Origin of the sequence: Nannocystis sp., from assembly GCF_016714285.1 — a bacterium.
Classification (GTDB): Bacteria; Myxococcota_A; Polyangia; order Nannocystales; family Nannocystaceae; genus Nannocystis.
Map to the genome: position 1 here is coordinate 228,899 of NZ_JADJNN010000011.1, position 17,100 is coordinate 245,998.

A 17,100-nucleotide genomic window follows, 5' to 3' on the forward strand; every position below is an offset into this window, starting at 1 on the left:
CCTGCCTGCGGGCACAGCTGGCGAGCCGGGCTCACGACCCGCACCCGCCCGGCGCCACCGCACCCGCCGGCGTGCCGTCCGAGAAGCTCACCGCGCTGTGCTTGACCGGCGCCACGCAGCTCCACGTCAGCGCCGGGGCGAAGCAGCGCGCGCACGTCAGGCCGTCGACCGTGAGCTCCGCGAGGCCGAGAGCCACCACCGCCGCCTCGCCGCCCGCGTTGCGCAGCTGCAGCTGCGTCACCACGCTCCCGCGCGAGCGCGGGTGCAGGCGGATCGCGTCCCAGGTCCCGCGGCGGTCGTTCACACCCGCGATCTTCACCGGCGCCGCGACGCTGCCCTCGATCCGCAGGCTGCCGCCATCGACCTCGCCGACCGCCAGGGTGAAGCCGTCGCGCACGCGCAGGTCGACCCCCGCGTCGATCGTCAGCGTCGTCCCCTCGACCTCGATCGGCCCCGTCACCTCGATCGGCGCCCCGAGCTCGCGCCAGCGGGCCGCCCGGGTCACCTTGCCGCCCTCGAGGATCACCTGCGATCCCTCGCCCAGCTCGTTGCCCGCGCCGAGCGACCCGTACGCCTGCGGCGACATGTGCAGCGTCGGCGCCGAGTCCTCGAAGCGGTTGCGGGCGAACTCCGAGATCCGCAGCGCATCGCCCTGCAGCACCACCCCGCCGCCGTTGTGGCGGAAGGTGCAGTCGCTGACCGCCAGCGCCGCCCGGCTGTTGGCGAACAGCACGCCCCACTCGGCGCGCTGGCTGCCGTACTCGAAGGTCACGTGCGAGAAGCTCGCGCTGGCGTTCTTGTACAGGTTGATGCCGCGCCAGGCCCCCGGCTTCGCGGCGCCCAGCGCCGTGAACACGATCGGCTGCTCCGCGCTGCCCTCCGCCCGCAGCGTCCCCGGCCGGTAGTAGCCGACGTTGATGTACGCGTCCTCGTCGAAGCGCAGCACGGTGCCCGGGGACAGCTCGACCAGCGCCTCCATGTCCTCCTCTTCGCCCGCGATCTCGATCAGCCCGCCGATCGAGTACGGCACCCCCGGGTTGTTCCAGCGCACCCGCTCGCGGACGATGCCGGTGAGCACGTGGATCACCGAGCCCTCGGGGAACTTGTTGTCGTCGGCGATCGCCGACACCGAGCTCGGCGGCACGAACATCACCACCGACGAGGTCGGCCGCTCGACCACGTTGCCCGCGAAGCTGATCAGGCGCCCCTTCTGCGACACGTGGACCGGCACGTCGAGGCAGTCGCGGATCGTCGAGTTGTCGATCCGCACGTCGTCGGCCAGCACGTAGATCGGCCCGCGGATGCCCTCGCCGCCGTACTCGATGTGCAGGCCCACGATCTCCGAGCCGTCCGCGTGCTCGTACAGGTACACCCCGCGCCACGCCCCCTTCGCCTTGACCCCGGACGAGGTCATCAGCACCGGCCGCTCCGCCGTCCCGCGCACCACCAGCTTGCCCGGCTTCTGATAGCCGACCGTCAGCTCCGCACCTGGCTCAAAGGCCAGCTGCGCCCCCGCCTCGAGCGTCAGCGTCCCCGCCTCGACCCGGTAGCCCTTGCGCACCGTCACCGGCGCGCAGCTCCCCGCGATCACGCGGTCGCCCGACTCCGGCTGCTCGAGCACCGCGGGACAGTCGGTGATCGGCGGCGCGTTGCGGGGCGCCGCGACCGGCGTCGCCGCGGCGGGCCGCCGTCCCGATCCCGATCCCGATCCCGATCCCGATCCCGATCCCGCCGTCGCCACCGCCGGCTTCACCGGCGCGTCGCCGCCTCCTGCGCAAGCCGGCAACACGAGCCACAGCGCGAGCGCAGTCCGGGGCATCTCTTTGGGTTCTACTACGGCCCCGCGCGCCGCAGCAAGGCCCGCCCGCCCGGCGCGCCGCAGCCAGGCCCGCCCGCCGCGCCGCGGCACGGCCCGCGGCCACGCGCTCGCCACCGCGGAGTTCCGGGCGCTAGACTCGCGCCACATGCTGCGCCGCCGCACCTTCCTCGCGGGCTCCGGCCACGCGCTCGTGGGCCTCTCGCTCTCCGGACTCGCCTGCTCCAAAGGACAGGTCGATGGCGGCCGCGTGCAGCTCGCCCTCGACTGGTTCCCCGAGCCAGAGCACGGCGGCCTGTTCGCCGCCGAGGTCGCCGGCGACTACGCCGCGGCCGGCCTCGACCTCGAGATCGTCGACGGTCGACCCGACGCCCCCGTCGTCCCCCAGGTCGCCGCTGGCCGCGTCGCCTTCGGCATCACCGACGCCGCGACCGTCCTCGCCGTCCGCGCCCAGCAGGTCCCCGTCGTCGCCCTGTGCGCCGCCCTCCAGCGAAACCCCCGCTGCATCCTCGTCCACGAACCCGGCCCCGCCTCGCTCGCCGAGCTCCGCGACCTCACGCTGGCGATGAGCGTGGGCGAGCCCTTCTCGCAGTTTCTCCGCCACCAGGTCGGCCTGCCCGGCGTCGCCGTGGTCCCGTACAGCGGCAACGTCGCCCCCTTCCTCGCCGACCCGAAGCTCGCGCAGCAGGCCTACGTGTTCAGCGAGCCGCTGCTGGTCGCCCGCGCCGGCGCGGCCGCCCGCTGCCTCATGGTCGCCGACCTCGGCTTCAACCCCTACGCCGGCGTCGTGATCACCAGCGAGGCCCTGCTCGCCGATCGCCCCGCGCTCGCGCGCCAGCTGGTCGGCGCCGTCGTCCGCGGCTGGGAGCGCTACCTGCAGGACCCCGCGCCCGCCAACGCCCGCATCCTCGCCCGCAACCCCGCGATGGACCGCGACACCCTGGCCCGCAGCGCCGCCGCCGTCGCCCCGCTGATCGCCGTCGACGGCGGCGGCCGGCCCGGGGCGATGACGCTCGCCCGCTGGCAGACCCTGCACCGCCAGCTCGGCGAGATCGGCCTCTATCCGCCGGACGCCCTCGACCCCGCCGCCGCCTTCACCCTCGACGCCCTCCCCGCCTGAAGCCTCGCCCGCGCGACGGCTCCCAAAGCTCCGCCCGCGCGACGGCTCCTCGCCCGTCGTGGCGCGAGCTCCGGCACCGCGGGCCCCCATGCCACTCGCGTCTGATCCGCCGCCGCCGCGCCTGCGTACACCGGCCCGGCGCGCATGACCCCCCATATCGACGACCTCGCCCTCATCGACCTGTCCCTCGGGACAGGCCATCACCCGCACCTCGACGCCTGCGTCCGCTGCCGTGACGCCGCCGACGAGGTCCGCGAGGCCATGCACCTGCTCGCCTCCTCGCTGGCGCCGCTGCGCCCCCCGCCCGAGCTGCGCGCCCGCCTGCTGGCCGCGGTGGCCGGCCCGATCGCCGACCACGCCGCCGCGCTCGCGACGATGTTCGAGCGCCCCGAGCCCGAGCTGCGCGCGCTGCTGCGGGACATCGAGCGCGACCAGATCGCGTGGACCCCGATGCTCCCCGGCATCGAGCACCACGCCGTCCGCGTCGCCCCCGGTCGCGACGCCGGCGTGTTCCGCGTCGCCCCCGGGACCCACTTCCCGCACCACCGCCACGTCGGCGAGGAGCGCATGCACGTGCTTCAGGGCTCGTGCAGCGACAGCCTCGGGGTGGTCCTCGGCCCCGGCGACGAGCACAGCTTCGCCGCCGGCACCGCCCACGCCCTGATCACCCACCGCGGCCCGCCGCTGCTGCTCGCGTACATCGGCGGCGGCTCCGAGCTCACCGGCCTCCCGCTGTGAGGAGGCCGCGCGAGCGTCAGCGCATGGCCGCGTAGAAGCTGAGCGTCCCGCCCTCTGCCCCCTGACAGGCGACCGTGGCCGTCCAGCTGCCGAGCGCCGTGTTCACGTCGTAGCCGGCGTCGCTGTCGGCGGCGACGTTGGAGTAGCTGTACAGATACAGCCGCCCGCAGCTGCCGTTGAGCAGCTTGTAGACCATCGAGTGTTGGTCGAAGCCCATCACGGTCATCCCCTGGCTCGTCATGCCGTCCGGGTTCATGGCGAGGCCGAAGTCGCCGCCGCCGGTGTACTGGTAGTTCGCATAGCCCATGAACGCGGCGATCGTCACGTTGTTGCTCGCCGTGAGCGTGATGGCCCGCTTGTTGACGGTGTTGGCGACCAGCAGGTCGGCCTCGAAGGCGGGCAGGTTGGCCTTCAGCCAGATGTTGCCGGGGCGGACGAACAGCGTCTCGGTGGTGAGCGTGCTGAGCCCGTACTTCTTGAGCCGGCTGACGCTGTAGGGCTGGAACATCAGCGGGTTACCTCCGAGCACCTCGGTGTTGCTGACCAGCGGCTGCTGATTGTCGCCGCCGTTGGTCGCGTAGAACACGGTCCAGCCGCCGCCGCTGGTGGTCATGTCGCAGTAAGCGTCGCCCGCGGGCACCGGACCGGCACCGTCGGCGTCAAGCACGTACTTGCCGCTCGGCGCCGCGGGGTTGCCGGCGAGGATCTGCTTGCAGGTCTGCGGCGGGTCGCACAGGCCCGACACGCAGTTGCCGGTCACGCAGTCGCTGCTCTGCACACAAACCTGGCCCTGCCCGCACTTCGAGCACGCCCCGCCGCCGCAGTCGACGTCGGTCTCCGCCCCGTCCTTGAGCAGGTCGCTGCAGGTCGACATGTTGCACAGCGAGTTGCAGGGGTCGTTGTTGTTCAGGTTGCCGTCGTCGCAGGCCTCCACGCCGGCGTGCAGGAAGCCGTCGCCGCACTCCGCGGTCTGGCAGCCCGCCACGCAGCCGTCCGTGTCGACGTTGTTGCCGTCCTCGCACTCCTCGACCCCGGCCTGGACGAAGCCGTCGCCGCAGGTGGCGCTGAGGCAGCCGGCGACGCAGGCGTCCGTGTCTATGTTGTTACCGTCGTCGCACTGCTCGACGCCCTGCTGCACGAAGGTGTCGCCGCAGGTGGCGAGCTTGCACATCGCCACGCAGCTGTCCGTGTCGGACTGGTTGCCGTCGTCGCACTCCTCGTTGTTGCTCGGCTGGGTGAAGGTGTCGCCGCACAGCGGCAGCTTGCACAGCAAGGTGCAGGCGCCGAGGTTGGCGTTGTTGACGCCCAGGTCGCACTCCTCGCCGGGCTGCTTGAAGCCGTCGCCGCAGCTGGCGAGCTTGCACACGTTGGTGCAGGCGTCGTCGTTGCTCTTGTTGCCGTCGTCGCAGGCCTCGCTCGGGCCCTTGTCGCCGTCGCCGCAGACGTTGGCGCTGCAGTCGCCCTTGCAGGCCTTGCCGGGGCCGTTGTTGTTGCCGTCGTCGCACTGCTCGACGTTCTGCTGGATGAGGCTGTCGCCGCAGAAGGCGTCCTTGCAGGCGAGGGTGCAGGCGCCCGCGTCGCTGTTGTTGCCGCCCTGATCACACTGCTCGCCCTCGCTCGGCTGGAGCAGGCCGTCGCCGCAGGCCGGGAGCTGACAGGCGTCGGTGCAGCCGTCGTCCGGATCGCCGTTCTTGCCGTCGTCGCAGGCCTCGCCCGGGTCGACGATGGCGTTGCCGCACTCCTCGAGCTTGCAGCTGGCGGAGCAGCCGTCGCCGCCCGCCTTGTTGCCGTCGTCGCACTGCTCGCCGGGGCCCTGGTCGCCGTCGCCGCAGACGTTCAGCGCGCAGAGGGCGTTGCAGGCCTTGCCGGGGCCGTTCTCGGCGCCGTTGTCACACTCCTCGGTGCCGTTGCCCGTGTTGTAGAGCGCCCCGTCGCCGCACACGTTGGCGGTGCAGCTGGTCGTGCAGGCGGCGTTGTCGGCGTTGTCGACCCCGTCGTCGCACTCCTCCAGGTTGCTCGGCTGGATGTAGCCGTCGCTGCAGGTCGCGTTGGTGCACGCGTCGGTGCAGGCGTCGGTGTTGTCCAGGTTGCCGTCGTCGCACTCCTCGGTGGGGCTGACCTTGCCGTTGCCGCAGCCGGGATCGACGCAGGCGTTGCTGCAGTCGTCGTCGTCGACCTGGTTGCCGTCGTCGCAGCCCTCGCCCGGACCCACGGCTCCGTCGCCGCAGACGTTGTTGGTGCAGTCGGCCTTGCAGCTGTTGGTGTCCGCGTTGTCGGCCCCGTCGTCGCACTCCTCCCCGGGGCCCTGGTCGCCGTCGCCGCAGCTGTTGGCCTGACACAGCGCGTTGCAGGGCTGACCCGGGCCGTTGGCAGCGCCGTCGTCGCAGGCCTCGCCGGGGTCGATGTTGCCGTCACCGCACACCGGATCCGGGCCGGTGGTGTCGCCGGTGCTGGCATCGGTGTCCGGGCCCGTCGTGCTCTCCGGATCGCCGGTCGTCCCCGGGTCCGAGGTCGGTGTCATCGTCGTCGGCGGATCGGTGGTCGGCGACCCGGTGCTGCCCTGCATCGCGGTGCTCGCCCCGGTGCTCGTCCCTGCCTCGGTATCGAGCGTGGCTGTCCCACCGCCCCCACAACCCCCGAGGAAGCTCGCAACACACGCCGCCATCACCAAAAAACGCTGTTGATCTTTCATATGCCCCCCACAGGTCCAAGCCACGCCGCAGGCTAACACGAGGCCGCGACCGCTGAACAGCCCCGGCTCACCGGCCGCGCTCGCGGCCTGCGCTGCTGGGACCAGCCGCTGCTGGGGCCGCTGCTGGGGCCGCTGCTGGGGCCGCTGCTGGGCCGGGCCGCGGCCAAAGCAGCGACCGCGGGCATCGTTGCGCTCACGGGCACTCGCAGATCGACGCGCCTGCGTGGCAGTCCGTGAACGACTGCCAGATGCACGAGGAATCGAAGGCGGCGAGGCAGGCCTCGAAGTAGGCCGGCTCGTTCAGCTCGCAGGCACGCGGCGGACCGAACATGGAGGTACCGACCTCGGCGTCGAAGGACGCGAAATCACCAAAGACGCGACCGTCGGCGAGCAGGAGCAGCGTCAGGCTGCTGCAACCACTGCCCACACAATCGTTGAACTCCAGCAAGCCCGGCGTTCGATCGCGCAAGGCCGCGAATGCACACAGTTCGCTCTCGGCATAGGCACCAGGGCCCGGGCGAAATTCCACCTCGACGATCGGGCACAACTTCGGCGCGTCACACTGCGTCAGCTCCGTGAACTGGCAGGCGTCGGTCGTGTCGCCGTCGACGCCCGTGCTGCCGGCGGTGACCGTCGTGCTCACCTCGGCCTCGGCCTCGCTCGCCCCGGCGCCCCCCGTGCTGCCCTCGTCCGGACCCCCATGGGACTTCCCGCAGCCGGCGATCGCCGCGAACACGAGACACGCGAGCAGCTCCCTCATGATCGCCAGCGTAACGCGGCGCCGCCGAGAATGACAGCGGGTCGACGGCGATCACCCGTGGCCGTGCGGGCTCGCGTGGATCCGCAAGGTCTCGATCGCGAAGCGCTCCATCGCCCTGCAGGTGGCGTAGTCCGGGTGGCGAACGATGACGTGCCCGTCGCACACCCGCGTGCGCCGCCAGTCGTGCCGCGCCGCGCCGATCGGCAGCACCTCCACGGCCACCAGCGAGGGACCGAGGCGGGCGCGCAGCTCGTCGAGGCCATCGACGCGGACGACGCAGCCCTCGCCCTCGGCGCGCTTGAACAGCGCGGCGACGTGGTAACGCCGCTGCGGCGTGGCCTCGAAGCTGCGCCAACAGACCGTGCGCGCCCACTCGCGGTAGAGGTCGATGTCGTTGGCGAGGCACATCTGGTCGACCAGCTTCCCGCCCGGCGAGCGGGCCGCGATCTCGCCGAACACGGCCTCGCCGTCGGATTGCTTGTACCACTCCATGTGGGCGAAGCCGGTCTGCATCCCGAGCGCGCGCAGGACCCTGCGACCGAGCGCAATCCCGGGCATCAGCGCCGGCTGGTAGGGGTCCCGGAGCACGATCTGGGCGGGCGTGATCCAGCCATTTTGCCGGCTCTCGAGCGGCCGCGGGTGGTACTGGGCCACGCTCTCGAACACCGGCTCGCCGTCGATGCAGATCGTGTCGTAGGTGAATTCCTCGCCCTCGATGAATTCCTCGAGATTAACCTCGGTGTAATGATCGAGCGTCGCCAGCACGGCGCGCAGCTGATCCGGGCCGTCGACGCGGTGGGTGTCGGTCGAACCAGCGCCGGCGATCGGCTTCACACACACCGGGTAGCCGATCTCCGCCGCGGCCGCGTGGGCCTCCGCGCGGGTCCGGATCCGCGAGAACCGCGGCACCCGCAGCCCCGCGGCCAGCACCCGCTGCTTCATGATCGGCTTGTCGCGGAACCCGATCGCCGTCTCCGGCCCCATGCCGGGCACGCCGAGCTGCTGGCGCACGCGGGCCGCCAGCACCACACACGGCTCCCACAGGCACTCGACGCGATCGGGCTCGAGCTGCCGCGCCGCCGCCACGATCCGCCGCGCCGCGTCGTCCTCGTCGAGCAGGCTCGGCACCTGCAGGTAATCGCAGAGGTGACCCGCGACCTGCTCCGGGAGCTGCCCTCGCGGGACGTCAGACACCCCGTAGACCTGCGCCCCGACCTCGGCGAGGCCGCGGGTGAAATGCTGCATCTCGCCGGGAAAGTGCGGACTGATGAAAAGGACCTTCATGAACGTGCTTCCGCCGACGCCCATCATAGATGTCCGCGCGCCCCCGCCCACGTGACCCTGCGCACCAGTCGCATGGCCCTGCGCCCGGCCTGAGGTCGTTGCTCGCGCAAAGAATGCCTGCAATCACGAGATTCGGCGCCCCGCGAGCCATGCCGTTCTCGGGCACACTCGCGCGCAATATGCAGATCCTGTCCGACAAGAGATACGCCCTGCGAACGCTCGCGCTGGCCTTCATCACCGCCTGCGGCCCGAAACAACCGTCGGCCGAACCCACGCCCCCGGCGAACGGAGGCGACGGCGCCGCTGCCCAGCAGACGCCGGCCGCGGAGGAGCCCGCGCCGCAGCTCGTGGATAGCTGGTACAACGACCAGGACGCGGACGGCGTGCCGGAGTTCGTCGAGCTCGAGCAGCACAGCGATCCCAACATCGATCAGTGCATCGTCGAGGCCTGCGGCGAGGAGGCCCGCAGCGGCCGCCTGGTCAGCAAGGTCAACACCCTCATCATCCTCGACGTGTCGGGCTCGATGGCGGGCAAGGCCGGCGGTAAGGGCAAGAGCAAGCTGGAGCAGGCCAAGCTGGCGGTGCATCGCTATGTCGAGACCCTCCCGCCGGTGGAGCTCATGCAGGTCGGTCTCCTCGCCTACGGCCACAAGGGCGACAACACGCCGGCCTCGAAGGCCGCGAGCTGCCAGGCGATCGAGGTGCTGCGGCCGCTCGGGCCGGTGGACGTGAAGGCGATGGACGCGGCGATGAAGCCGCTGAAACCGAGCGGATGGTCGCCGATCGCGGGGGCGCTCGAGGCCTCGGCCGGGGCGATGCCCGAGGAGGTCGGGGTGATGAACCACGTGATCCTGGTCGCCGACGGGCTCGAGGGCTGCGACGGCGACGCCGTGGCGATCGCCCGCCAGCTGCGGGCCACCAACCACCTCACCGTGGTCGACGTCGTCGGCTTCGGGGTCGGGACCAAGGAGGACACCGAGCTGCTGCGCAACATCGCGGCCGCGACCGGCGGTATCTACCACGAGGCCGCCACGGTCGCCGAGTTCGACCAGGCCTTCAACACCCTCAACCTGTCGCTGTGGCGGACCTTCGACGCCTGGCTGTGCGCGCTCAGCAGCGACCCGCTGCAGGCCTGCTACGCCAAGCGGGCGGAGGAGGCGATCGCCCGCACGGAGCAGGAGATCGAGGCGATGACCAAGCGCGCCCGCGGCGAGGAGGTCGTGGCGAGCCTGAAGAAGATCAAGGCCCGCACCGAGCAGATGCGTGACGGTCGCCTGCGGGTCATCACCGAGTACAAGCCGCGCATCGAGGAGCTGCGCGTGACCGCCAAGCGGCGCGCGACTGCCGAGAAGAGCAAGCCGAAGCAGTGACGCGCCGGGCTCGGCCGCCGCCCTACTCGAGGCCGATGGTCGAGAGCAGGAAGGCGACCAGGAAGCCCGCGATCGTCGACAGCGCCACGTAGCGGCCGCCGCCCTCGAAGGCGTGCGGCATCATGACCTGGGCGACGAGCGCGAGGATCGCCCCGCCGGCGACGGCCTCGGCCAGGCCGAGCACCTGCGGCGGGGCGCTGGCGAACAGCTTGTTGCCGAGCGCGCCCATCACCGCCGCGAGCAGCACGAGCGAGCCCCACAGGCCCACGATCTTGGCCGGGGCATAGCCCGCGCGGCGCATGGTGTCCGCGCTGGCCATCGACTCCGGGAGGTTGGCGAGGAAGGTCGCGACCAGGAACGCGGCCTCGATGCTCGCCAGACTGGTGAAGGTCGCGCCGATGACGATGGAGCCCGGGATGGCGTCCAGCACGTTGCCGAGCCAGAGCGCGAGCGGAGAGCCCTCCCCGTGCTCACGCGTCGCGTCGGCGGCCTCGCTCTGGGTGATGTGTCCGAGCGCCTGGTCGGCCAGCCGCGCCCAGCGGCGCTCGTCGCCGGGTGTCGCGCGGATGTTGGCGGCCAGACGCTTCCCGTCGAGCTCGAGCAGCGCCTCGCGCAGCGCCGACGACCGCTTCAACAGCGCCTCGAAGTCGTCGCGCCCCAGCTGCATGAGGACACAGTCGGCGATCGCTTGCACCGACGACGAGCAGTGCGAGCCGCCGAGCACCTCGAGCTCGCCGAACACGTCGCCAGGGCCGAGCACGGCCAGGATCGTGTCGTCGCGCAGGTCCCATGTGCGGGCCGTGTCGTGGAGGACCCGGGCCTGGCCCTCGACCAGGAAGTACACCGATTCGACCGGGTCACCCTGGCGCAGGATGACGGTCCCCGCGGTGACGCCGACCCGGTTCAGCCGCGGCAACAGCTCGTCGAATTCATCGGGCTTGAGCACCCGCAGCAGACCGACGCGCGACAGCCCGGCGGCCACCGAGCGGACCAGATCGTGCCGCTCGGCCAGCAGCATCATCTTCATACGATAGGGGTGGCGCGGCGCCCCGCCGCGGGCGTCGATGTACGCCGAGGCGAAGAAGTAGAACAGCCCGCCGGCGACGAAGCCGCTGGCGACGTACAGCCACGCGGTGAAGCCGGAGATGTGCAGCGTGTGCTTCAGGTGCAGCGCGGTGCCGTACGCGAGGTCGACCGCCAGCGCGTTGATGAGGGCCCCGGCCCCGAACGCGAGGATGTTGGCGACGATCCGCTCGCGCGGCCGCAGGACCAGGCCGAGGACGCTGCCGATGACCACCGAGAACATCGCCGCGGCGGCGAGCAACCCCGCGAGCCCGGCCTGCGCTGCTTCGGTCCACATCGCGGCGGATGGTATCACCATCGGCGCCAGGCTCGCGGCCGCAGTCCGTGCGGGGGACCCGGCTGCTCGCGAGCCTCCATCGTTGGGAATTATCGGCAGCTCAACGCCTGGCGAAGCGGGCGCCGAGCTCGATCGTCAGCTTGTACATCGCCGGCATGCATGTCGGCGACCCACAGGCCGACCGCGCCGCCGACCAGCGCGAACGGGACGTTCAGCAGCACGAGCACCGCCGGCCGCAGGGGAACGCCCGCGCCGCGGCGCTGCTGGTGAAGGTCTCGCAGCGCATGGCGATCAGGCCCGAGCACGCCGCCAGCGTCGCGCTGAGATCGCTGTCGGCGGAGCGCAGCAATTGCTCGGTGCGACCGAGGTCGATGCGCCTCGGCGCGGTCCACAGGACGCGGAGACGCCCGACGGGTGAGGTGTGCATGTTCGTGGTCACTGCTGAATACAATACAGCCGCGCCGGCTTTCCGCAGTAGTAGTCGACGCAGGTGGTGTCGCTCCACGCGGCCCCGATCTCCTTCCAGGAGCCCCAGCGGCCCTTGCCGGCGTCGCTCTTCCAATTGCCACAATCGTCGAGCGGGTTCACGACGTCGCCGTCCGGCGTGGCGTTGCTGTGCACGACATTGGCGCCGCAGGGGTGCATGAGGTCCAACGCTGGCATGTTCTGCTCGGTGATGTCGATCGGCGCGAGCAGGTTGCCGCTGGTCAGACCGCCCCAGTTCATCGCCACCACCTGCATGTTGCGCTTCACGTAGGGGTACGGCGACTTCGTCATGAAATGATCCTTGGGCCCCTTGGCGACGCTGTCGCCGAGCCACGCGAAGTAGGGCCCGGGCGGGAGCATGGCCGCCATGGCCAGGGCGTCGCACTTCATGTTCGCGCCCATGAGGCCGCCGAGCTCGCTGGCCTTGTAGGCCTTGCTGCTCACGAACACGATCTTGACGGTCTTCTTGCAGTCCATCGGCTCGCAGCCGTCGCCCGGCACGTCGTTGCCGTCGTCGCACTCCTCCTTGCCCTGATAGATCTCCTTATCTCCGCACTTGGCCGCCTCGCAGTTCACGCAGGAGTCGCTGTTGACGTCGTTGCCGTCGTCGCACGTCTCGCCCATCTGCACGACCCCGTCGCCGCAGTAATTGACCGTGCACGCGTTGCTGCAAATGTCGTCGTCGACGTCGTTGCCGTCGTCGCACGGCTCGCCCCCCACCCCCATCCACCAGTAGCCGTCGCCGCAGACGGCATTCTTGCATTCGCTCGTACACGCGTCGTACGGGTCCTGGTTGCCGTCGTCGCACTCCTCGCCCGGGTTCAGGAAGCCGTCGCCGCACACCGGGGGCGGCATGCCGCTGCTGCTCGGCCCCTCGGTGTCGATGGTCGGGCCGGTCGCGTCGGTCGTCTCGGCGAGGCTGGTCTCGCCGGGCCCGGCGGTGGTCGGCGGCGTGGTCGTGGGGTCCGACATGCTCACGCTGTCGCTGCCCGGCGTGCTCGTGGGACCGCCCCCATCGGTGCTGGCGCCCGCCTGCGTGCCTCCCTCGGTGGGATCGACGAAGATCGGGTTGTTCTCGAGGCAGCCACCCAACAGGACGATCGACAGGCCAACGAAGCGACGCATGGCCCATGATAGCAGCCTCGGTCCCCGACCGGCGCGGTGGACGGCGCGGGGCACACGGCGCGCGGACGCGCGGGGGCGAGCCGTGCTAGTGGTGCACGCCATGGCGCTCACGGCCACCCTCCATCGCTTGCGCGTCGAGCTCGCGGACGTCGAGCGCGGGGTCTACGAGTCGCTCGACCTGCGGGTCGCCCGGCACCCGTCGGAGAGCATGCGCTTCATGCTCACGCGGACGCTGGCCTACTGCCTCAGCTACACGGAGGGCATCGCGTTCAGCAAGGACGGCATCGCCTCGACCGACGACCCGCCGATCTCGGTGCGCGACCCGACCGGGCTGCTGCTGGCGTGGATCGACGTCGGCAACCCGTCGGCGGAGCGGCTGCACCGCGCGAGCAAGGCGGCCCGCGAGGTGGCCCTGTACAGCGCGACGCCGCTGCTCCAGCTGCGCCGCGAGGCGGCCTCGCGGGCGATCCACCGCCTCGAGGCGATCGCGCTGTGGCAGCTCGAGCCAGCCTTCCTCGACGGGCTCGCGGAGCTCGTCGACCGCAACAGCGCGCTCGAGCTGATGCGCAACGACGGGCTGCTCTACGCGACGATCGCCGGCCGCACGGTCGAGGGCGCGGTCACCCGCGCCTCGCTGATCACGCCACCGTGACCTCCCGAAGCCGCTCGTCGCGCACCTCGACGACCGGGCCGCGCTCAAGAAGACGGTGCGAAGGCCCAAGGGCGCGCTGAAGATCCGCGGCGCGACGGCACACGACGCTGACGGGCAAGCACCTCGCGGCCTACGTCGGCGCGTGAATCGTCACTCGAGCGTGACCTCCCAGATCTGCTCGTCGCTCACCTGATACGCGCCGCAGATAGCGAAGCCCAGGCCGCCGACCGGCCGCTCCTGGTAGCTCCTCGACTCGACGTAGAGCGCCGACGGAGCCGCGAAGCCGGGCCCGGGCTCGGGCATCGCGAAGCTCACCGCGGCGCCCCAGTCGATCGCCGCGTCGACCCCCACGTCCGGCGCCCGCAGCACGGTCACGCCGGAGCCGCTCGCGCTGCCGACGACGAGGTGCAAGGGCTCGCCCGCGGGCCGCACGAAGCGGGCGCGGTAGCCGTCGGCGAAGCTGTGCAGCGGCAGCGCGTGCCCGGCCCACGCGGCGCCGGGCGGGCGATGGTAGTAGCGCAGGCCGCCGGTCTGGGTGGTCGCGACGACGTGCACCGCCCCGCTGTCACGATCTTGCCAGAGGTCAGCGGCGGTGCGCACCTCCACGCCAGGCTCGAGGTCGGCGAGGATCGTGTAGACGAGCGGCTGACCGGGCGTGACCTCGGCGACGACGGCGTGGTAGCTGCCGTCGGGGTACTTGCCGGTGAAGGTCTGGCCGGCGAGCGCGAGGCCTCCCTCCGCGGTGGCCATGGCGTGGACGTAGCCGAGGTCGTTGGCGCCGGCGAGGCCCGACGCGACCGGGCCGTTCCAGCCGCCGCCGTAATTGTATGTGTAATAGAAGGCCCCCTCGCCGCCGTTCTCGCCGACGACCGTCCACCACACGATCCGCCAGCCCGCGCCGAGCACGGCGGCGCCGACGTAATTGGAGCTCTGCGGGGTCTGGTAGGGCACGCCGCTGATCAGCACCGTATTACAGGCGCGCTTGCTGATATCGGTGGTGTCGAGATAACACTCCTCGAGGCGCTGAGCCGCGATATCGACGCCATAGGTGAGGATCAAATCGCCGAGCAACAGGCTCGCCGCATTCTGCTGGATCCCCGCGGCGTGCAGGTTCTCGGCCTGCTCGCTCCACTGCGCCTCATCGGCGCCTCGGCGAAAGTAGCGGACCTTGCGGTTGTGATACACGTCCTCGCCGGCATCGACGGTGAACCACAGCGCGTCGTCGGCCGCGCGCATCAGGCCGCGCAGGTGCGGGCCCCAGCCGCCGTGCATGGTCTCGTAGTGGCGGTTCTCGGCCGTGATCGGGCGGAGCACAAAGGCCGGCGCCGCGGCCCCGGTGCTGCTGCTCGCCCCGGACTCGCCGCGGTCGCCGCTGCTCGCCGTTGCAGTCGTGCTGGCGGCGGTATCGGAGAGATCGCTCGAGCTGGTGCCCGGGCTCGCGGTCGTCGACGCGAGCCCGGTGGTCGGGATGGGCTCGCCGCTGCCGCCTGTGACGCCTGTGACACCGGTCGCCGGGTCTGCGGTGCCGCTGCTCTCGGCGACGGTGGTGCTCCCCGCGTCGCCGCCCGGCGTACACGCGGCCAGGAGGCACCCGCAGAGCTGCCAGCGACCGACCGCGCGTGAGCGTGCCACGACCCCAGGGTACACCGCGACGACGGCCCCCCGGCAACCGAGAGGGCGTCGCCGCCGGGGTGATGTCGCGCGAGCGTGGCCCTTGCCGTTCGCCGCCGATCGAGGCTACCGTGGCCGCGCGCATGCAGGAGACGCTCCCCACGCTCGTGCGCGAGTTCTCGGGCGGCCAGCGCCTGTGCGACGCGCCGCTGATCCACAGCTTCGACGCGATGCTCACACCCGCGGAGTGCGAGCACATCATCGCCCTGGCGCGGCCGACGATCCGCCGCGCCCAGGTCAGCGGGGTGGCCGGTGGCAGCGTCAGCAAGGGCCGCACCAGCGCGCTGGCATGGGTCCGCCACGACATCGACGCGACGGTCCAGGCGGTCAGCGAGCGCATCGCCGCCTGCGTCGGCCTGCCGCTGCAGCACGCCGAATCGCTGCAGGTGATCCACTATGACCCCGGCCAGGAGTACCGGCCCCACTTCGACGCCTACGACCTCAGCACCGCCAAGGGCCAGCGCTACACCGCCCGCGGCGGCCAGCGCCTGGTCACCACGCTGACCTACCTGAACAGCGTCGCCGAGGGCGGCGCCACCGGCTTCCCCCAGCTCGGCCTCGACGTCGCACCGCAGCCCGGCAAGTTGCTGCTGTTCCACAACTGCCACCCGGGCACGAGCACCCGCGACCCTCGCAGCTATCACCAGGGCAAGGCCCCCGTCCGCGGCGAGAAGTGGGCCTTCAATTTGTGGTTCCACGAGCGGCCCTACTAGAGAACATCGATAGCCCCCGCTAAACCCTCACAGAAACCCGCGTAGGCCCGCTGGTCGCCGAGCTCCGTTGTCTGCGGCGGATCGCTGTCGGCATCGGCAACGAGTGGCTTCGACTCGGAGGGCGCCTCGCCGCGCGGAGGCGGGCGAGGAGGCCAGCAAGGATGCGCGCACCCGCGCCGCGAACATGGTCGGATCGGCCGGCGGGGCCAGCCTGGGCAAACTGCCCAGCGCCGACGTGGGGGGTCATCAACATCAACGCCGCCAACGTGACGCAGGGCTCGTGGGACGGCAACAACGACACGAACTCGCTGGAGAGATCACGATCATCCACGCGACGTAGCAGTGAATCGTGGTATGACGTGCGGATGAAGCATTGGCTTGTCCCTGTGATTTTTGGTGCGGTGGTCGGCGGCTGCGGGCCCGAGAAGAGCAGCAGCGAGGCGGGCTCCAGCGGCGATGCGAGCACCGGCGGCGCGAGCAGCAGCACGGGTGGTGTGAGCACCGGTAGCAGCACGGGCGGGCCGGTGACGACCGGAGTGCCGCAGTGCCCGGACATCGGGTGTAACAACGACTGCGGAAACGGGTGCACGCCGGAGCCCGTATGCGACAACGGCGAGGTGATCTGCGACTGCGGGAACTGCAATGAGAGCGTGGGCGAGTCGGTGACGGGGGGCATGCCGAGCACGGGTCCGTCGACGACCACGGGGTCGACCAGCATGGAACCGGACACCACGACGGGCGGCGGCGTCGACTGCAGCGGCGATCCGCCGAGCTTCCCGGAGTTCGATCGGAGCTGCGTGGAGGACGTCGACTGCGCGTTGGTCCTGCATCAGATCGACTGCTGTGGGACCTTCGTCGCGTGGGGCCTGCGCGCCGACGTGGCCAAGACCTTCGCCGAGGCCGAGGCGCTGTGCGAGTCCCAGTACCCGCTGTGTGGCTGCGCGGCGCAGCCGACGGTCGCGGACGACGGCATGGCGAGCAACAACAACGACTTCGCGGTGACCTGCAAGGACGGGAGCTGCTTCAGCTTCGTGCCGTGACGTGTCAGTAGCCGAAGCGCTCGAGCAAGCGCCGACATCCGAGCGAATGGCGGCCGCGCTCGCGCGGGTCCACAGGACCACCGGCGCCGAGAACGACGACCTCGGCCCTGACGGCCTCGAGCTTCTGCTCGGCGGTCCAGTCTTGCGGCCTGCGGGCGGGCTCCTGATCGACACTTTCTTGCTTCGGCATCGGTGCCGCGGTATCGCGCATCTGGCGCTTGAGCGGGTGCGGCTCCATCTGTCGCTAAGGACATCTTCATGTCCACGCGAGCA

General features: G+C 71.2%; 15 protein-coding genes. 6 read left to right on the plus strand and 9 right to left on the minus strand.

The window, feature by feature from the left end; genetic code table 11:
* Positions 1 to 31 precede the first annotated feature (31 nt).
* Complete coding sequence (locus IPJ59_RS20530; RefSeq protein ID WP_293272986.1) at positions 32 to 1,819, minus strand: hypothetical protein; 1,788 nt, start codon at positions 1,817 to 1,819, stop codon at positions 32 to 34.
* 145 nt (positions 1,820 to 1,964) lie between these two features.
* Here IPJ59_RS20530 and IPJ59_RS20535 point away from each other — a divergent pair, with 145 nt between their 5' ends.
* The gene (locus IPJ59_RS20535) at positions 1,965 to 2,936 is read left to right on the plus strand and encodes an ABC transporter substrate-binding protein (protein WP_293258290.1); all 972 of its coding nucleotides are present in this window, start codon (positions 1,965 to 1,967) and stop codon (positions 2,934 to 2,936) included.
* A gap of 144 nt (positions 2,937 to 3,080) precedes the next feature.
* Entirely contained in the window at positions 3,081 to 3,674 is a 594-nt protein-coding gene (locus tag IPJ59_RS20540) for a cupin domain-containing protein (protein WP_293258292.1), read from the plus strand.
* Between the two features lie 16 nt (positions 3,675 to 3,690).
* Here IPJ59_RS20540 and IPJ59_RS20545 read toward each other — a convergent pair whose 3' ends face one another.
* From IPJ59_RS20545 to IPJ59_RS20555, 3 genes are all read right to left on the minus strand, one after another.
* Positions 3,691 to 6,366, minus strand: coding sequence for a DUF4215 domain-containing protein (locus IPJ59_RS20545; RefSeq protein ID WP_293272987.1), 2,676 nt, complete (start codon positions 6,364 to 6,366; stop codon positions 3,691 to 3,693).
* A gap of 193 nt (positions 6,367 to 6,559) precedes the next feature.
* On the minus strand, positions 6,560 to 7,126 hold the full coding sequence (locus tag IPJ59_RS20550) for a hypothetical protein (RefSeq protein ID WP_293272988.1): 567 nt from the start codon (positions 7,124 to 7,126) through the stop codon (positions 6,560 to 6,562).
* 51 nt (positions 7,127 to 7,177) lie between these two features.
* Positions 7,178 to 8,410: an ATP-grasp domain-containing protein gene (locus tag IPJ59_RS20555; protein ID WP_293258298.1), complete on the minus strand. Its 1,233-nt coding sequence runs from the start codon at positions 8,408 to 8,410 to the stop codon at positions 7,178 to 7,180.
* A gap of 179 nt (positions 8,411 to 8,589) precedes the next feature.
* Here IPJ59_RS20555 and IPJ59_RS20560 point away from each other — a divergent pair, with 179 nt between their 5' ends.
* Positions 8,590 to 9,780 (plus strand): vWA domain-containing protein, encoded by a 1,191-nt coding sequence (locus tag IPJ59_RS20560; RefSeq protein ID WP_293272989.1) that lies wholly within the window; start codon positions 8,590 to 8,592, stop codon positions 9,778 to 9,780.
* 22 nt (positions 9,781 to 9,802) lie between these two features.
* Here IPJ59_RS20560 and IPJ59_RS20565 read toward each other — a convergent pair whose 3' ends face one another.
* From IPJ59_RS20565 to IPJ59_RS20575, 3 genes are all read right to left on the minus strand, one after another.
* On the minus strand, positions 9,803 to 11,140 hold the full coding sequence (locus IPJ59_RS20565) for a cyclic nucleotide-binding domain-containing protein (RefSeq protein ID WP_293272990.1): 1,338 nt from the start codon (positions 11,138 to 11,140) through the stop codon (positions 9,803 to 9,805).
* Positions 11,141 to 11,351: 211 nt separating this feature from the next.
* The gene (locus IPJ59_RS20570; protein ID WP_293258304.1) at positions 11,352 to 11,567 is read right to left on the minus strand and encodes a hypothetical protein; all 216 of its coding nucleotides are present in this window, start codon (positions 11,565 to 11,567) and stop codon (positions 11,352 to 11,354) included.
* 8 nt (positions 11,568 to 11,575) lie between these two features.
* Entirely contained in the window at positions 11,576 to 12,751 is a 1,176-nt protein-coding gene (locus IPJ59_RS20575) for a DUF4215 domain-containing cysteine-rich repeat protein (protein ID WP_293272991.1), read from the minus strand.
* A gap of 100 nt (positions 12,752 to 12,851) precedes the next feature.
* Between IPJ59_RS20575 and IPJ59_RS20580 the strand changes: the two genes are divergently transcribed.
* Positions 12,852 to 13,403 (plus strand): YaeQ family protein, encoded by a 552-nt coding sequence (locus tag IPJ59_RS20580; protein ID WP_293258308.1) that lies wholly within the window; start codon positions 12,852 to 12,854, stop codon positions 13,401 to 13,403.
* Between the two features lie 150 nt (positions 13,404 to 13,553).
* Here IPJ59_RS20580 and IPJ59_RS20585 read toward each other — a convergent pair whose 3' ends face one another.
* Positions 13,554 to 15,035, minus strand: a complete 1,482-nt coding sequence (locus IPJ59_RS20585; protein ID WP_293272992.1) for a hypothetical protein — start codon at positions 15,033 to 15,035, stop codon at positions 13,554 to 13,556.
* A 122-nt stretch (positions 15,036 to 15,157) separates the two neighbouring features.
* Here IPJ59_RS20585 and IPJ59_RS20590 point away from each other — a divergent pair, with 122 nt between their 5' ends.
* Together IPJ59_RS20590 and IPJ59_RS20595 are read left to right on the plus strand one after the other, a co-directional pair.
* On the plus strand, positions 15,158 to 15,787 hold the full coding sequence (locus tag IPJ59_RS20590; RefSeq protein WP_293258312.1) for a 2OG-Fe(II) oxygenase: 630 nt from the start codon (positions 15,158 to 15,160) through the stop codon (positions 15,785 to 15,787).
* 365 nt (positions 15,788 to 16,152) lie between these two features.
* On the plus strand, positions 16,153 to 16,827 hold the full coding sequence (locus IPJ59_RS20595) for a hypothetical protein (protein WP_293272993.1): 675 nt from the start codon (positions 16,153 to 16,155) through the stop codon (positions 16,825 to 16,827).
* A 4-nt stretch (positions 16,828 to 16,831) separates the two neighbouring features.
* Here IPJ59_RS20595 and IPJ59_RS20600 read toward each other — a convergent pair whose 3' ends face one another.
* Positions 16,832 to 17,065: a hypothetical protein gene (locus tag IPJ59_RS20600; RefSeq protein WP_293258318.1), complete on the minus strand. Its 234-nt coding sequence runs from the start codon at positions 17,063 to 17,065 to the stop codon at positions 16,832 to 16,834.
* Positions 17,066 to 17,100: the final 35 nt, after the last annotated feature.